This is a genomic window from Noviherbaspirillum sp. L7-7A, assembly GCF_019052805.1.
Taxonomy (GTDB): Bacteria; Pseudomonadota; Gammaproteobacteria; order Burkholderiales; family Burkholderiaceae_D; genus Noviherbaspirillum_A.
Window position 1 is genome coordinate 213,120 of sequence record NZ_JAHQRJ010000003.1, and the last position, 20,136, is coordinate 233,255.

General features: G+C 66.6%; 19 protein-coding genes. 12 read left to right on the plus strand and 7 right to left on the minus strand.

Annotation, left to right across the window (positions count from 1 at the left end):
• The first annotated feature begins 3 nt into the window (after window positions 1-3).
• Genes KTQ42_RS22495 through KTQ42_RS22540 form a run of 10 tightly spaced genes read left to right on the plus strand, consistent with a single transcriptional unit; the run spans window position 4 to window position 9,439 of the window.
• Window positions 4-1,050 (plus strand): iron ABC transporter permease, encoded by a 1,047-nt coding sequence (locus tag KTQ42_RS22495; RefSeq protein WP_217347851.1) that lies wholly within the window; start codon window positions 4-6, stop codon window positions 1,048-1,050.
• Window positions 1,050-1,835 carry an ABC transporter ATP-binding protein gene (locus KTQ42_RS22500; protein WP_217347852.1) on the plus strand — a complete coding sequence of 262 codons (786 nt, stop codon included), beginning with the start codon at window positions 1,050-1,052 and terminating at the stop codon, window positions 1,833-1,835. Before KTQ42_RS22495 ends, KTQ42_RS22500 begins: the two co-directional genes overlap by 1 nt.
• Window positions 1,828-2,448, plus strand: a complete 621-nt coding sequence (gene cobO, locus KTQ42_RS22505; protein WP_217347853.1) for a cob(I)yrinic acid a,c-diamide adenosyltransferase — start codon at window positions 1,828-1,830, stop codon at window positions 2,446-2,448. The genes KTQ42_RS22500 and cobO overlap by 8 nt, the downstream gene beginning before the upstream one ends.
• Window positions 2,442-3,749, plus strand: coding sequence for a cobyrinate a,c-diamide synthase (locus KTQ42_RS22510; RefSeq protein ID WP_217347854.1), 1,308 nt, complete (start codon window positions 2,442-2,444; stop codon window positions 3,747-3,749). The genes cobO and KTQ42_RS22510 overlap by 7 nt, the downstream gene beginning before the upstream one ends.
• Complete coding sequence (gene cobU / locus KTQ42_RS22515; protein WP_217347855.1) at window positions 3,746-4,303, plus strand: bifunctional adenosylcobinamide kinase/adenosylcobinamide-phosphate guanylyltransferase; 558 nt, start codon at window positions 3,746-3,748, stop codon at window positions 4,301-4,303. The genes KTQ42_RS22510 and cobU overlap by 4 nt, the downstream gene beginning before the upstream one ends.
• The gene (gene cbiB, locus KTQ42_RS22520) at window positions 4,297-5,241 is read left to right on the plus strand and encodes an adenosylcobinamide-phosphate synthase CbiB (protein WP_217347856.1); all 945 of its coding nucleotides are present in this window, start codon (window positions 4,297-4,299) and stop codon (window positions 5,239-5,241) included. The genes cobU and cbiB overlap by 7 nt, the downstream gene beginning before the upstream one ends.
• Window positions 5,234-6,220, plus strand: coding sequence for a threonine-phosphate decarboxylase CobD (gene cobD / locus KTQ42_RS22525; protein ID WP_217347857.1), 987 nt, complete (start codon window positions 5,234-5,236; stop codon window positions 6,218-6,220). Before cbiB ends, cobD begins: the two co-directional genes overlap by 8 nt.
• Window positions 6,217-7,113, plus strand: coding sequence for a cobalamin-binding protein (locus KTQ42_RS22530; RefSeq protein ID WP_349292187.1), 897 nt, complete (start codon window positions 6,217-6,219; stop codon window positions 7,111-7,113). Before cobD ends, KTQ42_RS22530 begins: the two co-directional genes overlap by 4 nt.
• Window positions 7,110-7,916: an ABC transporter substrate-binding protein gene (locus KTQ42_RS22535; RefSeq protein ID WP_217347858.1), complete on the plus strand. Its 807-nt coding sequence runs from the start codon at window positions 7,110-7,112 to the stop codon at window positions 7,914-7,916. The genes KTQ42_RS22530 and KTQ42_RS22535 overlap by 4 nt, the downstream gene beginning before the upstream one ends.
• Window positions 7,913-9,439: a cobyric acid synthase gene (locus KTQ42_RS22540; RefSeq protein ID WP_217347859.1), complete on the plus strand. Its 1,527-nt coding sequence runs from the start codon at window positions 7,913-7,915 to the stop codon at window positions 9,437-9,439. Before KTQ42_RS22535 ends, KTQ42_RS22540 begins: the two co-directional genes overlap by 4 nt.
• On the opposite strand, the gene KTQ42_RS22545 is transcribed toward KTQ42_RS22540, so the two are convergent.
• Entirely contained in the window at window positions 9,384-10,031 is a 648-nt protein-coding gene (locus KTQ42_RS22545; RefSeq protein WP_249223067.1) for an NAD(P)H-dependent oxidoreductase, read from the minus strand. The two genes, KTQ42_RS22540 and KTQ42_RS22545, sit on opposite strands and share 56 nt — an antisense overlap.
• 273 nt (window positions 10,032-10,304) lie before the next feature.
• On the opposite strand from KTQ42_RS22545, the gene opgC reads away from it, so the two are divergent.
• Complete coding sequence (opgC, locus tag KTQ42_RS22550) at window positions 10,305-11,561, plus strand: OpgC domain-containing protein (RefSeq protein ID WP_217347861.1); 1,257 nt, start codon at window positions 10,305-10,307, stop codon at window positions 11,559-11,561.
• Between the two features lie 181 nt (window positions 11,562-11,742).
• On the plus strand, window positions 11,743-12,468 hold the full coding sequence (locus KTQ42_RS22555) for a family 16 glycosylhydrolase (RefSeq protein WP_217347862.1): 726 nt from the start codon (window positions 11,743-11,745) through the stop codon (window positions 12,466-12,468).
• 30 nt (window positions 12,469-12,498) lie between these two features.
• Here the strand turns inward: KTQ42_RS22555 and KTQ42_RS22560 are convergent, their stop codons facing one another.
• From KTQ42_RS22560 to KTQ42_RS22585, 6 genes are read right to left on the minus strand one after another with little or no spacing between them, the layout of a single operon-like run.
• The gene (locus KTQ42_RS22560; protein WP_217347863.1) at window positions 12,499-12,840 is read right to left on the minus strand and encodes an STAS domain-containing protein; all 342 of its coding nucleotides are present in this window, start codon (window positions 12,838-12,840) and stop codon (window positions 12,499-12,501) included.
• A gap of 51 nt (window positions 12,841-12,891) precedes the next feature.
• Entirely contained in the window at window positions 12,892-13,839 is a 948-nt protein-coding gene (locus KTQ42_RS22565) for a hypothetical protein (RefSeq protein ID WP_217347864.1), read from the minus strand.
• 37 nt (window positions 13,840-13,876) lie between these two features.
• Window positions 13,877-15,322 (minus strand): DUF3131 domain-containing protein, encoded by a 1,446-nt coding sequence (locus KTQ42_RS22570; RefSeq protein ID WP_217347865.1) that lies wholly within the window; start codon window positions 15,320-15,322, stop codon window positions 13,877-13,879.
• Window positions 15,316-16,740, minus strand: coding sequence for a DUF3131 domain-containing protein (locus KTQ42_RS22575; RefSeq protein ID WP_217347866.1), 1,425 nt, complete (start codon window positions 16,738-16,740; stop codon window positions 15,316-15,318). Before KTQ42_RS22575 ends, KTQ42_RS22570 begins: the two co-directional genes overlap by 7 nt.
• The gene (locus KTQ42_RS22580) at window positions 16,737-18,083 is read right to left on the minus strand and encodes a DUF3131 domain-containing protein (RefSeq protein WP_217347867.1); all 1,347 of its coding nucleotides are present in this window, start codon (window positions 18,081-18,083) and stop codon (window positions 16,737-16,739) included. Before KTQ42_RS22580 ends, KTQ42_RS22575 begins: the two co-directional genes overlap by 4 nt.
• A complete protein-coding gene (locus tag KTQ42_RS22585; protein ID WP_217347868.1) occupies window positions 18,080-19,921 on the minus strand; it encodes a glycosyltransferase in 1,842 nt (613 codons plus the stop codon). The genes KTQ42_RS22580 and KTQ42_RS22585 overlap by 4 nt, the downstream gene beginning before the upstream one ends.
• Between the last annotated feature and the right edge of the window lie 215 nt (window positions 19,922-20,136).

The window sequence follows — 20,136 nt, forward strand, 5'->3', positions numbered from 1 at the left end:
GCAATGAGCGCGCTGCCCCTGCCATCGCGGGCCGTCACAGCCCATGCCGGCCGCCGGCGCGCGCTGCTGGTGCTGGGCCTGCTGGCGGCCTGCGCCGTGGCCAGCATCCTGCTCGCCTGCGCGGTCGGTTCCTTCTCGCTGTCGACGTCCGAGCTGCTGGACGCGATGCGCAAGCTGGCCGGCGGCGACCGCACCAGCCTGGCGGCCAGCCTGCTGGAACTGCGGCTCTCGCGTGCGCTGTCGGGCTTTGTTACCGGCGCGATGCTGGCGCTGGCCGGCGTGATGATGCAGGCGCTGCTGCGCAATCCGCTGGCCGACCCCTATGTGCTGGGCATCTCCGGCGGCGCCTCGGTCGGCGCGCTGGCGGCGATGCTGCTGCTGCCGGCGGCGTGGATGGTGGACCTGGCGGCCTTTGGCGGCGCGGTGACGGTGGCGCTGCTGCTGTACGGCCTGGCGCGGCGCGACTTCCGGCATGGCGCATCCGATGGCAATGGCCCCTTCCTGCTGCTGACCGGCGTGATCGTGTCCGCCGGTTGCGGCGCGCTGGTCACGCTAATGTTGTCGGTCGCGCCCGAGAGCCGGCTGCGCGGCATGGTGTTCTGGTTGATCGGCGACCTGTCGGCGACATCGCCGCGGCTGCTGCCCTGGGCGGTGCTGCTACTGGCGCTGCTGCTGGCCACAAGGCTGGCCGGGTCCATCAACATCCTGGCGATGCATGCCCAGGCCGCCGCCACGCTGGGCGTGAAGGTCGGCATGCTGCGCCGCGCACTGTTCTTCTGCGCTGCGCTGCTCACGGCCAGCGCGGTGGGCACGGCCGGCAGCATCGGTTTCGTCGGCCTGATCGTGCCGCATGCCTGCCGCTTCGCGCTTGGCCCGGACCACCGGCTGCTGCTGCCGGCGGCGGCGCTGGTGGGCGGCACCTTCCTGACTGTGGCCGACATGCTGGCGCGCACCGTAGTGGCGCCGCAGCAGCTGCCGGTGGGCGTGATCACCGCGCTGATCGGCGTGCCGGCCTTCCTTCTGCAACTGCACCAGATGAGGAAGCGCTGATGGAGCTGCATGAACTGACGCTGCGCATTGGCGAGCGCGTGCTGGTGGAGCGCCTCAGCCTGTCGGCCCGGCCCGGCGAATGCTGGTGCGTGATCGGCCGCAATGGCGCCGGCAAGAGCACGCTGCTGCGCGCGCTGGCCGGCCTGCATCCCATCGCCGCCGGCACGGCCAGCCTGGATGGGCGGCCGTTGCATGCCTGGCCGCCGCAGCAGCTGGCGACGCGGCGCGCCTACTTGCCGCAGGGCCGCGACGACGCCTTCGGCTACCGCGCCATCGACGTGGTGCTGGCCTCGCGCCATCCGTGGCAAGGCAGCACCTACTGGGAGTCGGAACAGGACCTGGAGATCGCCTGCCGGGCGCTGGCCGAGATGGATGTGGGTGGCCTGGCGCAGCGCGACGTGCGCAGCCTGTCGGGCGGCGAGCGGCAGCGGGTAGCGATGGCGGCCGCGCTGGCGCAGGATGCGCCGCTGCTGCTGCTGGACGAGCCGACCAGCGCGCTCGACCTGTCGCACCAGGTCGACATGATGGCGCTGCTGGCGCGGCTGTGCGGCCAAGCCGGCAAGACGGTGGTCATGGTCAGCCATGACCTGAATCTCGCGCATGGCGTTGCCAGCCATGCGCTATTGCTGATGGGCGACGGCGCATGGCGCGCCGGCCCGGCCGGCGAAATGATGCAGGCGGCGCTGCTGTCCCAGTGCCTGCGCGCGGCGATCGACGTGATCGAGCATGGCGGCCGCCGCATCTTCCTTCCGGCATTACACCAGGAGCAAGCACAGCATGGATGACAACGTTGAAAACGCGGCACGCAATGCGCGCCATGCCGAGCGCATGCGGCGCAAGAAGCAAGTAGTGGACGAAAAGATTGCCGCCGCCGGCATCCACACCGGCGTGCTGGTGGTCAATACCGGCAATGGCAAGGGCAAGAGTTCCAGCGGCTTCGGCATGGTGATGCGCACGCTGGGCCATGGCGGCCGTGTGGGCGTGGTGCAGTTCATCAAGGGCGCGATGTCCACCGGCGAGGAGCGTTTCCTGCGCCGCTTCCCGGACGAGGTGCACTTCCATGCCATGGGCGAAGGCTATACCTGGGAAACCCAGGACCGCGAGCGCGACATCGCCACAGCCGGCCGGGCCTGGGAACAAGCGCGTGCCTTCCTGAACGATCCCGGCATCGCGCTGGTGCTGCTGGATGAACTCAACATCGCGCTGAAGTACCGCTATCTCGATCTGGACACGGTGATCGCCGACCTGCTGGGCCGGCCCGAAATGCAGCATGTGGCGGTTACCGGCCGCGGCGCGCCGCCGGAACTGATTGCCGCGGCCGATACCGTCACCGAGATGAACGTGGTCAAGCATGCCTTCAAGGCCGGCATCGCGGCCCAGCCGGGGGTGGAATGGTAGCGCCGCATCCCGCTGGCGCAGTGGCGGTGCTGGTGTCGGCCACCGCGTCCGGCCAGGGCAAGACCACGGTCACGGCTGCGCTGGCGCGCCTGCTGGCGCGGCGCGACCTGGCAGTGCGGGTATTCAAGGCCGGCCCGGACTTCATCGACCCGGTCATGCTGGAACGCGCCGCCGGCTCGGCGGTGTACAACCTTGACCTGTGGATGGTGGGTGCCGACGCGTCGCGCGCGATGCTGGCGCGGGCCGCGTCCGAGGCCGATGTGATCCTAATCGAGGGCGTGATGGGCCTGTATGACGGCACGCCCTCGTCGGCCGACTTGGCGCGCGCCTTCGATGTGCCAGTGCTAGCGGTGCTGGATGCGTCGGCCATGGCGCAGACCGCCGGCGCGGTGGCGCTGGGCCTGCGCGATTATGGCCCGGTGGCGATGGCCGGCGTGATCGCCAACCGGGTCGCCGGCAGCGGCCATGCCGCGATGGTGGCTTCAGCCCTGCGCGACATGCCGCTGCTGGCCTGCCTGCCGCGCCAGACCGCCTCATTGCCGGAGCGCCATCTCGGGCTGGTGCTGCCGGACGAGGTCGATGCGCTGGATGCGCTGCTCGACAGCCTGGCCGATGGCCTGCAGCTCGACGATGCGGCCTGGCAGGCGCTGCCGGCCGTGTCCTTCCCAATGCCGACGCCGCAAACCATGCCGCCGCTGCTTCAGGGCAAGCAGATCGCCGTAGCCCGGGACGCCGCCTTTGCCTTCTTGTACCGCGCCAACCTCGACTGCCTGCGCGGGATGGGCGCAGCCATCCGCTACTTCTCGCCGCTGGCCGACGAGCCGGCGCCGGAGGATGCCGACGCAATCTGGCTGCCGGGCGGCTACCCGGAACTGCATGGCGCGGCGCTGTCCGCCGGCGCCGCATGGCGGACGTCGCTGCGCCGGGCGCATGCGGCTGGCAAGCCTGTCCTGGCCGAATGCGGCGGCCTGATGGCAATCTGCGACAGCCTGGTCGACAAGGACGGCAATGACTGGCCCATGGCCGGGCTGCTGCCGGCGCGCACCCGTATGCAGCCCCGCCTGGCCGCGCTGGGCCTGCAGGGCTGGGAGAGTGCTCACGGCCAGTTGCGCGGCCATGCCTTCCATTATTCCCGCCTGGAAGGCGACATCGTCGCCGCGGGACACGCCGGCAAGCATCCGTCCGGCGACAGCGGCGAGGCGGTCTATCGCGCCGGCTCCCTGACCGCTTCCTATTTCCATGCCTACTTTCCTTCCTGCCCGGAAGCTGCGGCGGCCCTGTTGCTAGGAGAGCCGACATGAGCCGCACCCTGGTGTTCGGCGGCGCGCGCAGCGGCAAGAGCGCCCACGCGGAAAGCCTGGCCGCGGCCAGCGGCAGGGAAGTCATCTATATCGCCACCGCCGATGCCGGCGACGCCGAGATGCAGGCCCGCATTGCCCGCCATCGGGAAGGGCGCAATCCGCACTGGACCACGGTGGAAGCGCGGCTGGCGCTGGGGCATGCACTGCTGGAATGGAGCGCGCCGCATCGGCTGGTGCTGGTGGACTGCCTGACCATGTGGCTGTCCAACCTGCTGTTCTGCCAGCCGTGTAGCTACCCTGAAGTTGGCCGCATTGAGCCACCGCCGGCCTTTGCCAGCGAGCGCGCCGGCCTGCTCGACGCCCTCGACCATGCCGCCGGCGACATCGTGCTGGTATCCAACGAGGTCGGCATGGGCATCGTGCCGCAGGGCGCGATCTCGCGTTGGTTCGTCGACGAGGCCGGCCGCCTGAACCAGGCAGTGGCGGCGCGCTGCGAGCGCGTGACCTGGGTGGCGGCCGGCCTGCCGCTGATGTTGAAGGGCGGCCCATGCTGAGCGGCCTGGCGCCCGCCATGCTGGCCGCGCTCCTGCTGGCCGGCGTGGCGCTCGACCTGCTGCTGGGCGAGGCGCGCCGCTGGCATCCGCTGGCCGGATTCGGCCGGCTGGCGCAGGCGCTGGAATTGCGCTTGAATCGTGGCCCAGGCGGACGCGGTGCTGGCTGCGCTGCGTGGCTGCTGGCGGTGGCGCCCTTTGTGCTGGCGGCCTGGCTGTTGAGCGCGGCCGGCACATGGCTGGCTGTCGCCTCCCATCTGCTGCTGCTGTACTTCGCGCTTGGCCTGCGCAGCCTGCGCGACCATGCGCTGCCGATTGCGCAGGCGCTGGAAGCCGGCAACATTGCCGCAGCGCGCCGGCGCACCGCGATGATCGTCAGCCGCGATACCAGTGACGCCAGCCCGACTGATCTCGCCAGGGCGGGCGTCGAGTCGGTGCTGGAAAACGGCAATGACGCGGTGTTTGGTACCCTGTTCTGGTTCGCCGTGGCGGGCGGGCCGGGCGCATTGCTGTACCGGCTGGCAAACACCCTCGATGCCATGTGGGGTTACCGCACCGAGCGGCTGCTGCATTTCGGCTGGGCAGCGGCCCGCATCGATGACCTGCTCAACCTGGCCCCGGCGCGGCTGACGGCCTGCAGCTATGCGCTGCTGGGCAACAGCCGGCTCGCCTGGCGCTGCTGGCGGGCGCAGGCGCCGCTCTGGTCCAGCCCGAATGCCGGGCCGGTGATGGCGGCCGGCGCCGGCGCGCTTGGCCTTGCGCTGGGCGGTGCGGCGCGCTACCACGGTGAACTCGAACAGCGTCCGGCCCTGGGCGAAGGCAGGACGCCAGGCGCCGGCGACATCCGCCGCGCCTGGCGCCTGGTGGCCGGCAGCGCCGCGCTGTGGCTGGCGATGCTGTGCGCCCTGGCGCTGCTTGCGCAAGGGATGGGCGATGCTTGAACACGGCGGCAACCTGCATGAGGCGGTGCGCCTGTTCGGCCGGCCGCGCGAGGACTGGCTGGACCTGTCCACCGGCATCAATCCGCGGCCCTATCCGGCGCCGGCGCTGGAAGCCAGCATCTGGCACCGCCTGCCCGAGCCGGATGCGGAACTGGCAGCCGCGGCCCGGCAGTTCTACGGCGCGCCAATGGTATTGCCGGTGGCCGGCAGCCAGGCGGCGATCCAGGTCCTGCCCATGCTGCGGCCGCCGTCGGAGATCGTGGTGGCCGCACCCGCCTATGCCGAGCATGCGCGGCACTGGTCGCGCCACGGCCATGCGATGCGCGAGGTCGCTTATGGCGACCTGCACGGCGCGGTAGCACAGTGTGGCGTGATGGTGGTCTGCAATCCCAACAACCCGACCGGCGACCGCATCCCGGCCGCCACTTTGCTTGACTGGGCGGCGCAACTGGCGCGGCGCGGCGGCTGGCTGGTGGTGGACGAGGCCTTCGCCGACATCGACGGGCAGGACAGCGTGGCGGCGCAGTCGCAGCAGCCGGGCCTGATCGTGCTGCGCTCGGTCGGCAAGTTCTTCGGGCTGGCCGGGCTGCGGCTGGGCTTTGTCGCGGCCGACCCAGCGCTGCTGGCCCGCTTGGCCGATGCGCTCGGACCGTGGACCGTCAGCAGCGCGGCCCAGCGCATCGGTTGTGCGGCGCTGGAAGACGTCGCCTGGCAACTGGCCATGCGTGAGCAACTGCAGCGCGACGGGCAGCGGCTGCAGGCCATGCTACGGGCGGCGGGCATCGCCTCGGCCGGCACCGCGCTGTACCAATGGTGGCCCGAAGCACGGGCCGAACTTTTCTGGCGTACGATGGCCGGACACGGCATCTGGGTGCGCCTGTTCACCCGCGGCGCGGGCGGCATACGCTGCGGCCTGCCGCCGGATGAGGCCGGATGGCGGCGGCTGGAAACGGCGCTGCAGGCATGGAAGGAAACATGATGAGGAAGTTAACCCGGCTGGCGCTGGCCACGCTGTGCCTGCACGGCCTGCAGGCGGCAGCCGCCGTCACGGTGCAGGATGACGAAGGCAACAAGGTCACGCTGGACAAGCCGGCGCAGCGGGTCATCTCGCTGGCGCCGCATGTGACCGAGCTGCTGTTCGCGGCGGGCGGCGGCAGGAAGGTGGTGGGCGTGGTCGACTACAGCGACTATCCGCCTGAAGCCAAGGCCTTGCCGCGGGTGGGCAGCCACCGCCAGATCGATCTTGAACGGCTGATTGCCTTGAAGCCCGACCTGCTGGTGGTATGGCTGCATGGCGGCGCGGCGCGGCAGCTGGAGCCGCTGCGCAGGCTGGGCATACCGGTGTATGTCAGCGAGCCGCACCGCATCGCCGAGATCGGCCCGACCCTGCGGCGCCTGGGCCAGCTGCTCGGCACCGAGGCCGAGGCCGGGCGCGGCGCCGACGCCTTCGAGCGCCGCCTCGCCACGATCGAGACCAGCTATGCGAGCCGGCCGCCGGTCAAGGTGTTCTACCAGGTATGGGACCGGCCGCTCTATACCCTGAACGGCAGCCATACCGCCAGCGACGCGATCCGCCTCTGCGGCGGCCAGAACATTTTCGCGGCGCTGCCGGTGACTGCGCCCACGGTGACGGTGGAGGCGGTGCTGAAGGAAAACCCGGAAGTGATCGTCTCGGGCAACCGGCCTGACAAGGACAGCGCCGGCCTGGAAGCGTGGAAGCAGTATCCCTCGCTGCTGGCGGCGCGGCGCGATAACCTCGTCACCATCGATGCCGACCAGCTGGTGCGCCCGGGGCCGCGCATCCTGGACGGCACCGCCGCACTGTGCGAGCGCCTCGACGAGGCGCGCGGCAAGCGGAGCAGGCAGCCATGAGCCACTATCGCCGCATCGCCTGCCTGTCCACCGAGGCGGTGGAAACCCTGTACGCGATCGGCGCGCAGGACCTGGTGGCGGGCATTTCCGGCTACAGCGTCTATCCGCCGCAGGCGCGCCGCGAGAAGCCGAAGATCAGCGGCTTTTCCAGCGCCCGCATCGACCGCATCCTGGCCGTGCAGCCGGACCTCGTGGTGGCCTATTCCAGCCTGCAGGCAGAGATGTGCCATGCGCTTGCCGCCGCCGGCGTCGAGGTCCACCTGTTTTCGCAGCGCAGCGTCGAAGGCATCCTGCAGATGGTGCGCACGCTGGCGGCGCTGGTGGACCGGCGCATGCAGGGCGAGCAGCTGGCCGGCGCGCTGCAACTCGAGATTGGACTGGTGGCGGCGCGTGCCAAACGCCATCCGACCCGGCCGCTGGTGTACTTCGAGGAATGGGACGAGCCGCTGATCAGCGGCATCGGCTGGGTATCGGAACTGATAGCGATTGCAGGCGGGGCCGATGCCTTCGCCGACCTGGCATTGCACCGCGAAGCCCGGCAGCGCATCATCGCTGACCCGGCCGAGGTGGCGCGGCGTGCGCCCGACATCATCATCGGCTCCTGGTGCGGCAAGAAGTTCCGGCCCGAGACGCTGGCTGCGCGGCCGGGCTGGGAGACGATCCCGGCCATCCGCAACGGCATGGTGTTCGAGATCAAGTCGCCCGACATCCTCTCGCCCGGACCGGCGGCGATCCGCCGCGGCCTGCCGCAGATTGCGCGGCTGGTGGAACAGTGGCATGCGGCCGCGCCGGGCCGGCCATGAGCTTTCCCTTCCACACGCTGATGGTGCAGGGCACGACCTCGGACGCCGGAAAGAGCACCGTGGTGGCCGCGCTGTGCCGGCTGCTGGCGCGGCGCGGCATTGCAGTGGCGCCATTCAAACCGCAGAACATGGCCTTAAACAGCGGCGTCACCGCCGATGGCGGCGAGATCGGCCGGGCCCAGGCGCTGCAGGCGCTGGCCGCGGGCATTGCGCCGCATACCGACATGAACCCGGTGCTGTTGAAGCCTTGCAGCGACACCGGCGCCCAGGTCATCATCCACGGCCAGCCGCGCGCGGACATGCATGCCCGCGACTACCATCGCTACAAGCCGCTGGCAATGGAAGCGGTGCTAACTTCCTACCACCGGCTGCGCCGGCAATACGGCGCCATCATCGTCGAAGGCGCCGGCAGCCCGGCCGAGATCAACCTGCGCGACCGCGACATCGCCAACATGGGCTTTGCCGAGGCGGTGGACTGCCCGGTGATCCTGGTGGCCGACATCGACCGCGGCGGCGTGTTCGCGCACCTGGTCGGCACGCTGGACTGCCTGTCGGCCAGCGAGCGTGAGCGCATCGTCGGCTTCGTGATCAACCGCTTTCGCGGCGACATCGGCCTGCTGGAGCCGGGATTGGACTGGCTAGAAGAGCGGACCGGCAAGCCGGTGCTGGCGGTTCTGCCCTATCTGCACGGCCTGTTCCTGGACGCGGAAGACGCAGTGCAGCCCGAGCAGCGGGCCGGCGGCAGCTTCCGGGTGGCGGTGCCGGCGCTGCCGCGCATATCCAACCATACCGACTTCGACGCGCTGCGCGCCCATCCCGGCGTGGACCTGCGCTTCGTCGGGCCGGGCCAGCCGCTGCCGACCTGCGACCTAGTGATCCTGCCCGGCAGCAAGAATACCCGCGCCGACCTGGCCTGGCTGCAGGCGCAGGGCTGGCAGCCGGCGCTGCTACGCCACCTGCGCTATGGCGGCAGGCTGATCGGCATCTGCGGCGGCTTCCAGATGCTGGGCATGGCGGTGCATGATCCGGAGAGCGTGGAAGGCGCGGCCGGCAGCAGCGCGGGCCTGGGCCTGCTGGCCCTGGACACCACGTTGACCCGGAGCAAGCGGCTGGCGCAGGTGCACGGCCGTTGCGCCTTTGCCGAGGCGGCGGTGGCCGGCTATGAAATCCACATGGGGCGGTCAAGCGGACCGGCGCTGGCGCGACCGGCCTTCTTCATCGAAGGCAAGGCCGAGGGCGCGGTTTCGGAAGATGGCCAGGTCCTCGGTACCTATTTGCATGGCCTGTTCGACCTGCCCGGGGCCTGCGATGCATTGCTGCGCTGGGCCGGCATCGGTGAAGGTGGTGGCGCTGCGGCCGATCTGGCCGGCCTGCGCGAGCAAAGCCTGGACCGCATCGCCGACGCCGCCAGCCCCTTGCTGGCCGCGCTCGACGGCTTGCCGGTGCAGCGTCCGCAGCCTGAAGGGGTTAAGGTAGGCGGCCCGGATCATGCCGGCGCTCCGCCGGCTCCTCGTACAAGTTGATGCCGTGCAGCCTGGCCAGCGTGGTGGCCAGCGTGCGGCCGAGGGTCTCTACCGATTCCTGCATCTTCGGATTCTGCATGCTGCCGTCCAGGCTGAAGGCCTCGTGCGCCTTGCCCACCGCCAGCTGCTCCGGCAGCACGATCACGCCGATGTTGCCGAGGATGGCCCTGACATGCACCAGGCCGCGCAGCCCGCCATAGCTGCCGGGCGAGGCGCTCATCAGTACCGCTACCTTGTTGCGGTAGGGCGCTAGGCCGTCTTGGCCGTCCACGGCGCGCGACGTCCAGTCGATCAGGTTCTTCAGCAGCGCGGGAATCGAGCCGTTGTATTCCGGGCTGGCGATCAGGAAACCCTGATGTTCCACCAGCAGTTGCCGCAGTTCGCGCGCCTTCGGCGGCAGGCCCTGCTCGGCTTCCAGGTCTCCGTCATAAATGGGCACCGGAAAGTCACGCAGGTCGATTTCGGTCACGTCGGCTCCGGCGCGCCGCGCGCCTTCGGCCGCGACCCTCACCAGCCGCTTGTTCAGGGAAGCCTTGCGGGCACTGCCCGCAAAAGCCAGTATTTTGGGCACCGTGGTTCTCATGCTGGTCATCCTTCCTCTGCAATGGTGGGCCGGGCGGCTCGCTCGTCCTGTGCGTCGCAGCATACTGCAGATGCCTCATGCGCATGGACGCGCTGCCGCAATCCCCGCGCATTCTCCGCCGCTGCAGGCGGCTGCGCGGCATGCGCGCGGCTTGCCATGGATTAAGCCCGCCCTGCCGGCGAGGCCGAAAGACGCAACATGCTGCCGCGTCGCATCGTCTAGTCTGGCCACTGCCGCTCAGCGTGCAAGGCTCTGACTTCGAACCTAACCCAACGTGCCCGAATGACCTCAGCCCACCTTCCCGCCCCTGGCCAGGCGATGCCCAGCGCAGCGCCGGCAGCCCGATCCGCTTACTGGCGTTATGACGGCCGGGGCTGGACACGCGACTTGCGCATCGACTTCCTGCGCGGCCTGGTGTTCGTGCTGCTGTTCACATCGCACTTCAACTTCTTTTCATGGATGTCCTTGGTAGGCTGGGAACGCGTGGGCGTGGTCTCGTCGGCCGAGATGTTCATCCTGCTGTCGGGCGTTGTCACCGGCGCAGTCTATGGCAAGAAGCTGCGCGGCGACGGCCTCGGCGCTTGCACCATCAAGCTCTTCTCAAGGGCATGGACGCTGTACAAGACCGCTGTCATCGCGGCTGGCCTGGTGGCATTGCTGCGGCTAGTGCCGTGGCTGGACATGACGTCGCTGACCACGTTTACCGACCCAGTCAGCGGCACGCTGTACCCTCTCTATCCCAGCCTTTCGGAAGGTTTGCTGTCCAACCTGTTCCATGTGCTGGTGCTGGCAGCCAGCCCGCACCAGTTCCAGATCGTCGGACTGTACGTGGTGCTGTTCCTGCTCACACCTATCATCTTCTGGGCCCTGGACAGGCGGCTGACCGGCTGGCTGCTGCTGGCGAGCTGGGTGGCCTACCTGGTTAATTACCTGGCGCCGGAAACCGAGCCCGGCACCGCCGAGATCCAGCTGACCGTGGCCCAGTTCGAATATGCCTTTCCGGTGCTGGCCTGGCAGCTGCTGTTCGTGCATGGCGTGGTGGCCGGCTTTCACCGCCAGCTGGTGATGGACTTTTTCGCCACCGCCGCGGGCCGCGTGCTGATTGCGCTGTGCATGCTGCTGTCGCTGATGCTGGCGCTGTTTTCCCTGAACCACCCGCTGGACCAGCTGCCGGCGTGGACCCGGCTGCATTTCATTGCGCCGGAGATGTTCAATGCCGCCTACCAGTCCTTCTTCCTGAAATACAAGCTGGGACCGGGCCGCATCCTCAACATCACCTGCCTACTGATTGCCGCCATGGCTGTGCTGACCGTGGCCTGGAAGCCGATCCATCGCGGCCTCGGCTGGCTGTTCATCCCGCTGGGACAGGAATCGATGTATGTGTTCTTCATGCACCTGTTCGTCGTACTGCTGGTGTTTAATTCGCCGCTGCCGGCGCTGGACAATGTCTGGATCAACACTGCAATCCACGTGCTGTCGCTGCTGGCCTGCTGGTTAATGGTGCGGAAAAAATTCCTATTTAACTTGGTGCCGCACTGAGGCGCAGCCGCGCAATGGGCGTACACGACGACGCCGGACCGGCCGTCGGCATCGGGTCTGTCCGACAACAGATCACATTAAAATGTTTCTCATAGTCAACTAAAACCGGCTAGAATATTCCTATACAGCAACTAATTGGCAAAAGCCTATCGGTTGCCGGAATATCCAGACACGGTTGACCATGAAGATCCTTGCAAGAAAATTGATCGGCGGCTGCCTGCTTGCGCTTGCCAGCCTTTCCAACAGCGTGAACGCAGAGACGACCCAGGTATTTTTCGACGATTTCGATGGCCGCGCCCTGAGCAGCGCGTGGCAGATCGCGACCTGGGTCAACGGTCCGCCGTTCGGCTGCACCTTTTCCAACCAGGATGTCCATCTAGGCAAGAGCCTGCTGAATCTGGGCTTCAGCGGCAATTCCGGCAAATGCGCCGAGATCAGAACCAAAAATTTCTGGCAACACGGCGCCTTCGTGGTGGATATGAAGCCGTCGGCCGTGCCGGGCACGGTCAGTTCCTTCTTTCTGTATGACGGCGTGGCTTCCACTGCCTCCCATTACGAGATTGACATCGAGTTCGTCGGCGGCAGCGGCCTGCTGCATACCAATTACTGGATCGCCGGGCAGCAGCATCCGCAGGACATCGACTTGCGGGCCATGGGCATCGATCCCTACAAGGCCAGCCGCCGCTACAGCGTGAGCTGGCAGCCCGATGTGATCGTCTGGCATGTGATGAATGATGCCGGCCAGTGGGTGGAAGTGCGGCGCGCCGCGGCTGCCATCAGCGCACCTATGAAGCTGATGATGAATGCCTGGTACGGGGACAATATCGGCTCGGCGCTGCTCTTTCCGGGTTATTACGGCGGACAGCAGGGGACGGCCCAGTACAACTCGGTCTGGATAGGGAAATAGGGCGCTGCCGGCTATTGGCTGTCGGCTACTTCAGGCGGCAGCCTTCTGCACGGCTTCGGCCAGATTGCCGCTGATGGCGAATACCTTGTCCATGCGTGTCAGCTTGAACAGGCTCTGCACCCCGCCCTTCACATTGCACACGCCCAGCGCACCGCTGCCGCCCAAACCCTTGAGCACCGACACCAGCGCACCCAGGCCGCTGGAATCCATGAAGTCGACGCCTTCCAGGTCCAGCACGAGGCGCTTGTCGCCTTCCTGCACCAGCTTCAGCACGGCTTCCTTGAACGCCGGCGCCACCGCGCTGTCGAGCCGCTTTGTCGCGGGTCGGATGATGGCCACGTTCTGCTCGCGGCTGACATTGATGATGTCCATATTGGTCCTCTTTGTAGTGTGTGGTTTGTCTGTCTGCGACCCGGCGCCGCTCTACCATGCATGCGACCAGGAGATCGAGATGCTGCCGTTGCGCGGCGCGCCCTGGCCTGGCGAACGGCTGTGCCACGGGTAGCGGTTGCCGGAATAATTGTTGTACTGGATGGATATCGTGCCAGGATGCCAGTCGAAGTAGCCAAAGCCGTAGGACAAGTCGGGGTCCCACGGCTGCTGCTGGCTGCGGTCCGGGTAGTAGAACAGCGTGACGTTGGCATACCAGTTCGACGGCGTGGAATAGCGGCACCCGAGCGAGGCCGAACGCTTGCCTGACTGCACGGAACGCGATTTCAGGTCGGTGTAGCGTGGCGTCAGGTTGGCATTGATGCTGCAGCCGAGCTGATGCCTGTCATCGATCAGCAGCAGGGGGCGCAGCACTTCCGGCAGCGCGAACTTGTAGCCGACCGACCACTGACCCTGGCTGAAGCGGGTGTGCTGCTCGGGCAGCTGGCCGCGCGGCACGGTACGGTCGGGGAACAGCCGGTTGCCGCCGTAATTGCTGTAGGTGAAGCTGAAGGTGTCGGGGTGCCAGTCGTCATAGCCGAAGGTATAGGTGAAGTCCGGATTCCACGGCCGCTGCCGGTCGCCCATCAGATACCGGTAGAAGGTCACGCCGCCAAACCAGTAGCTGTGCGGGTTGTAGCGCAGCTCGGCCTGCAGGGTGGGCGAGACAGCGGGCGAGCCTTGGAAGCCCGATCCCTTAAAGCCGCCCTCGGTGGTACGCAGCGGCACATCCATCGCCAGCCGCAGGCGCAGGCGCTTGACCTCTTCCGCCGCCGGTTCCAGCGGCGCCGGCGGCGCGCGGTCGGCCGGCGTGCCGCGCGATGTTTCCCACGAAGGGATCGGCGACGGGAAGGCGCCGGCGCGGTTGACCTCCTCGGCCATGCCGGCCAGCGGCGCCAGAGCGCATGCCAGGGCGCCCATCAGCAGGATCCGGGATCGCATCTGCACGGCCGCTGCCTCATCGCTCCCATGCCGGCACTCATCGGGCCACGGCCGCCGGGCGCAGCGCTGCCGGCAGCGACCTCGCACCCGGGTCGGCACAGGCCAGCCGCTCGCCGGGGAAGCAGCGATTGGGCCGGTCGAACGGGTTGCCGGTCTGCCGGCGCAGATAGCGTCCGTTGCTTGCCGCCGGCAGCAGTTGGCCCTTGACCTTGAACAGCAGCGTCTCCAGCACCTGGGCATTGGTGGTAAGCGAAATGCCTTCCTGCGGCGCGCCGCTCTTCTCCATGCGGCCGTCGTACCAGCCGCGCTCCGGGCTGTAGAGCGTCTGCACTGACGTCATCAGCAGGTCGGTGTAAGCCGTCGGCCACAGTCCCCACAAGCCAAATGCGGCGCGGGTCGAGACCATGGCCAGCTTTTCATATTCCTTGCCGTCCGGGCCAACCGTGTTCCACGGATAGCCGGCGGCAAACACCGCATCGTAGACCAGGTAAGGCGGCTCCTTGATCTGGTACTCGGTGCGCGCGGTCAGCACGCCTTCCCTGGCATGGCGCATCTCCTGCACCTTGTAGACCGCATCGGCCATCTTCCTGAAGTCGGCATCCTCGCTGCTGGCGCCTGCGGCCTGGCCCGGATAGCGCCAGCCGAACTCCATGCCCATCAGCACATAAGGCATAGTCAGCACCGGCGTCTGCACGCCGCTCAGGCGTGATTCCCGGCCGTCATAACGCACCGGCACGCCATAGATGTTCACGGTTTCCAGTTCCGGCCCGCGCCAGCTGCGCCGCGCCTCGAATCCCCACGCGGCAAAGCCGCCGGCGGCCAGCTGCTCATAGCCCAACCGGCCTTCCTGGTAGCGGTTGCGCTTGCCATTCTCCAGCGCCAGGCCATGCAGGATGCCGCAGTCATCGATGACCTGGCAGAAGTTCATCCGGAACACGACTTTGTCGAGGTATTCCTCGTACTGCGGATAGCGCAGGGCAACGATCTTCATCCAGGTCAGTAGGCGGCCGGTCTCAACCGCCGACCAGCCGATGTCGGCCGGCTGATTGGCATAGTTGACCATCTTGCCCGACAGCGTGTTGTAGACCTTGGCCGGAATGCTGGCCTCGGACATGTCCATGCCCTGCAGGAAGGCCAGAACCTTCGACAGGCGCTCGTCGAATTCCCGCTCGTTGACCAGGCCCAGTTCGCGCGCCGCCGTCAGCGCCGCCAGGTAGTCGCCCATGTGCGCCATCGAAAAGCTGGGCGTGCGGTCGCTGCCATTGACCAGGCCATTCTGAGGATTGGTGTTGTTCTCGAAGTAGCGCCAGGCCACTTTGGCCCACTGCAGCTCCTTCTCGCTCAGGCTGCCATAGCGGCCGACGCCGCCGGCATGCTCGGCGTAATCGCCGGCTTTCGTGATCTGGCGCGACACCAGGCCGCAGCCGGCAAGCAGCGCCGCCGCTAGCAGCGCGCCGCCCAGCAGCAGACGCCGTATCAGCATGGCACGCCCTTGCCGCAGGCGCCGCTGTCGGCTGCCACCGGCTGTGGCGGACCGCCGAAGCGGGTCCTGACATCGGCGCCATAGACTTTCGCCGCATGCTGCTCCCACAGGCCGCGTCGCTGTTTGCCTGGCGCAAGCAAGGTGCCTTTGACCTTGTACAGCAGGGCTTCGAGCATGATGCCGTTGTTGTTGGCGGTGAAGGCCTTGATCGGGCCCTTGCCGCTTTCCAGCATGGCTTCGTAATAGCCCTTGTCCTTTTCATGCTTGTCCGCGATATAGGCAAACAGCCGGTCAGTATAGTCCGACTTCCACAGCACCCACATGCCCAGCGCGGCCTTCAATGACACCGCGGCGAACTGCGGCACATACTTGCCGGGCTCGGTAATGGTGTTCCAGGGGTAGCCATCGGTATAGACGGTGTCATAGACGAAATAGGGTTCCTGGTCGAGCTGGTGTTCGCTGCGCGCGGTCAGGATGCCGGTGGCCTGGTAACGGTTTTCCTGCGCCTGGTAGACGCGGTTGGCGAAATCGCGCCGCCAGTGGGCGCCGCGCATGCCGGCGCTGGCCGCCTCTGGCCCGGTGGCCCAGCCGAACTCGATGCCATCCAGCACATAGCTTTCCGACACCACGTAGTTGTGTTGGGAATACTTGCGTGGGTCACGGCTGTCGTAGGGAATCTCGATGCAGTAGATCGGTATGGTTTCATAAGGCTCCGGCGCCGACGCTTGCGCCGTGCCGAAGCCCCACAGGTCGAAGCCTCGGGCCGCATACTCCTCATACCCCAGGCGGCCCTCCTGCACATACTGCACTTTCTGTTCCGGCGACAGCGAGGCGCCATACAGCATGCCGTTGCGGTCCACCACGTTGTCGAACTTCCAGCGCATCACGAAGCGGTCGATGCCCTCGGCATGCTGCGGATACCGGTCCTTGATGATCTGCAGCCATATCAGGAGCCGGCCGAGGTCGATTGCGGAAAAGCCGATCTCGCCCGGCTTGTTGGCATAGTCGGCCTTTTCCATGGTCTTGGCGTTATAGACCTTGTTGGGCAGCTCGTCACGGAAGAACCCCATGGCGTTGAAGGTCCTGATGATGGCGCCCAGGCGTTCATCCAGCACTTGCCGGTTCACCAGCCCCAGTTCATGCGCTGCCACCAGCGCGCCGAGGTAGGAAGCGGTGTCCCACATCGTTGTAGAAGGATAGCTGTCGACCGCATTGACCAGGCCCGTCTGCGGCTGGTAATTGTTCTCGAAATATTTCCAGGCGATGCGGGCCATGTTGTGTTCCTGCTCGGTCAGCGCGCCGGCCCGTTGCGCATAGCGTTCCGCCGGCATCGTGCCATGGCCGCACTGCGCTGCCGAGGCCAGCAGCGGGCTGCACAGTGCCGCTGCCAGCAGGAGCCGCGCGAAGCCTGCCTTCAATTCGCGCCCCCTTCCTGCAGGTTCAGCAGCTTGCCGCCCGCGATGAACGCCAGGCTTTCCAGCACCACCGCATTGGTATTGGCGGTGATGGCCTTGTTCGGCGCGCCGCCTTCCTCATAGAGGCCGGCATAGAAGCCCTTGTCCTTGTCATGCAGCGGCGCAGCCGCTTCCACCAGCTGCGTGGTGTACGCGGACCGGTACAGCGCATGCCAGCCAAAGGCGGCCTTGACGCTCATGGTGCGCAGCTCCGGCATGCTGGCGCCTTTTTCAGTGACCGGGTTCCAGGCCTTGCCGCCGCTGTAGACGGCGTTGTAGAGGAAGTAGGGCGCGCGGTCCAGGTGGTCTTCGGTGACCGCGGTCAGCTTGCCGGTCTTCCTGTGGCGCTGTTCCTGGGCCCGGTAGACCCGCCATGCCAGCTCGCGCGAGGTGCTGTCCCAGCCGAATTCCAGGCCGTCCAGCATATAGGGTTCGCTTACCACAAAGTTGCCGGCGCCGTATTTCTTCGGATCGCGCCGGTCATAGGGCACGCCGATGTCGTAAATGTCGACCAAGGCGAGCTGGGGCAGGTAGTCCTGCGCGGCATGCACATCCAGTCCCAGCAGGGAGAAGGTCTTGGCCGCGTATTGCTCATATCCCAGGCGGCCCTCCTGCAACAGCTGGGCGCTGCCATCGGGCGCCAGCGAGATGCCGTACAGATGGCCTTTCTGCGCCAGCCGGCCGGTGTCCCAGCGGCTAATCACCTGCCGAGCCAGCCCCGTATGCTGCGGATAGCGCCACGCAATGATATTGAGCGGCACCATTAGCCGGCCGATGTCGATGGCCGACCAGCCTATGCCCTTCGGCGTTTCTTTGCCGGCATAGTCCACCATGGCCAGCGTCTTGACGTCATAGGACTTGTTGGGCAGCGCATTGTCGTACAGCGGCATCTTCGCGAGAGAACGCAGCGCCTGCGTCATGCGCCGGTCGAATTCTTCTTGGGGCAGCAGTGCCAGCCTCGAGGCCGACACCAACGCCAGCAGGTAGGACGCGGTATCCCACATGGTGGCGGCCGGATAGTCCTGCACCGAATTGACCAGGCCAGTTGTAGCATTGGTATTGTTCTCGAAGTATTTCCACGCAAGCCGGGCCATGTCCCGCTCCTGCGGCGTCAGCGGCTGCGCCTTGGGCAGGGCCGGCAGGTCGCTGCTGGCGGTAATGGCCGGCTTGGCAGAATACGCGGCGGGGTTTTCCTCGCCGGCATGGCGCGCGCTTTCGCGCTCGATCCAGACGGCCAGCATGGTGGCCACCAGCAGGGCAATGATAAAAACGATGGTGCTGCGCGCCTTGACCAGGTTTTCTGTCATACGGGATGGGCCTGTTGTTGTTCGTTATTGGACGGCTCGGCCGCTTCTTCCGGCGGCTGCCACTGGGCGGCGCGGATGATGGGGATCATCACGAAGATGTTATTAGCGCTCCAGACCAGGTTCACCAGCAGCGCCGGCAGCTCATTGTGCAGGCCCATGCCGAATACCCGGTAGCCGGCATACACCGCGCCGGCCGCCGTCAGCGCCGCCACCACGATCTGCGGTATCACCAGTGGCAGGAAATTACCTTCCTGCCTTTCCTTGGGCGTGACCGGAAACTTGATCTTCTCGCCCTTCAGCACGGTCCACAGCGCACGTGCATTGATCGGGAAGAAGGACAGGTAGGACGCCTTGCCTTCCCACTGCCATACGCCCCACATGCCGAACATGAAGGCCAGTTCGGTGGCGACGATGAAGGGCACCGCGTGCCAGTAGAAGCTGGTGGAATAACTGGACAGCGGCGCGATGCCGGTGAAGAAATAGATGATGGGCGCGGCTAGGAAGACGATGTTCCATACGCAGCCGAAATAGGACCAGAAGGTCGACAGGTACATCAGCCGCTGCGGCCAGCTCATGCGGCCGCGGAACAGCGGATTGTCGCGGAAGAAGATGTCCAGCGTGCCGCCGGCATACTTGAAGCGCTGGATCATCCATGACAGCAGGTCCTGCGGCGACAGCATCTTCGATTCCACTTCCGGATGCATCACCGACTTCCAGCGCCGGTCGATATCGTTGTGCAGCACGATGGAGGTATAAATGTCTTCCGATACATGAAACTTGTAGGGCGTGAACTCGGTTTCCAGCACGACCTGGGTACGCATCGCGTCGCTGAAGTCGGCCCGGATGGCCGCATCGGGAATCTGGTTGGCATACTTGCTGACCTCCTTGTCCACGCTGAGCGCAAACGCCCGAAGCGCAGCCTGCATCACTGCCTCGCGCCTGTGCAGCGAGCCGGCGCCGCAGCAGAAGGCGGCATTGGCCCAGTTGCGGCGCCGCAGTAGGATGTCATAGAACATCTTGGGGTCGTTGACAAAGGGGTCGCGTCCGACCGGCACCCGGCCGAATACCCTTTCGACGGCGCGGCCCAGCCAGCGGCCGGGGCGGCCCAGCGACTGCTGCAGGTAGTCCGGCAGCGGCGTGCCTTCTGGGATGTCGAAGAACCATTGCGGCGTCTGCACCCAGGCCACGTCCGGGTCGCGAAAGTAGCCCATCGTATGTTCCAGTATGGTCGGGAACAGCCGAGTGTCGGCGTCGCAGATAATAATGAAGTCGCCGCCGGTGTTTTCCAGCGCATTGCGCAGGTTGCCGGCCTTGAAGCCGATATTGCTGGCGCGGGTGATGTAGTTCACGCCTTCCTCGGCGGCGACCTGCCGCATCAGCGCGCGCTTGCCATCGTCGAGCACATGGATCTTCAGGTCCAGCGGATGCGGGTAACGTATTGCCTTAGCATCGCGTATCGAGATGCGCACCAGCTCCTCGTCTTCGCTATAGGTGGTGATGAAGACATCCACCGCGATCGGCCGCTCTTCGCCGGACGCATTGCCGGTGCACTCCGCTATCGTGGCCGGCGGCGCGCTGCGCGGCGTGTCCTGTACCTTCCAGAGATTGATGGTGAACAGCACCAGGCCGATGTAGGCCAGGGTTTCGGCCAGTGCCAGCGGGATGGCGAACCAGAGGGCATCGACATTGAGAGATTCCATCCAGCGCCAGCGGATGTAGTTTGCGCCCAGCACCACGGCGATGACGGCCAGGAACTGCCAGACCAGTTCGATGGCGGGTGAATGCGGCAGTGGAGGAGGCGGCCTGCGACCTTCAAATTTCTCAAAATAGAATGCCAATTAGGTTCCCCGTAGCGTTCAGGCGGGCAGGCCGTTGCAGGTCGTCCTCCCATAGGGGGGCACTTGGCCTGCGAGCGGCCTTGACTGGCGGATGCCGGAGAAGACATCAGGTCCACATTACTGTCTCAGAAATCCACACGGGTCTGGTGCAAAACCTGCACGACGCTTGACGGGATCGAAATTTTCCCTGCTTCCCGGATGGAATACGCGCCTGG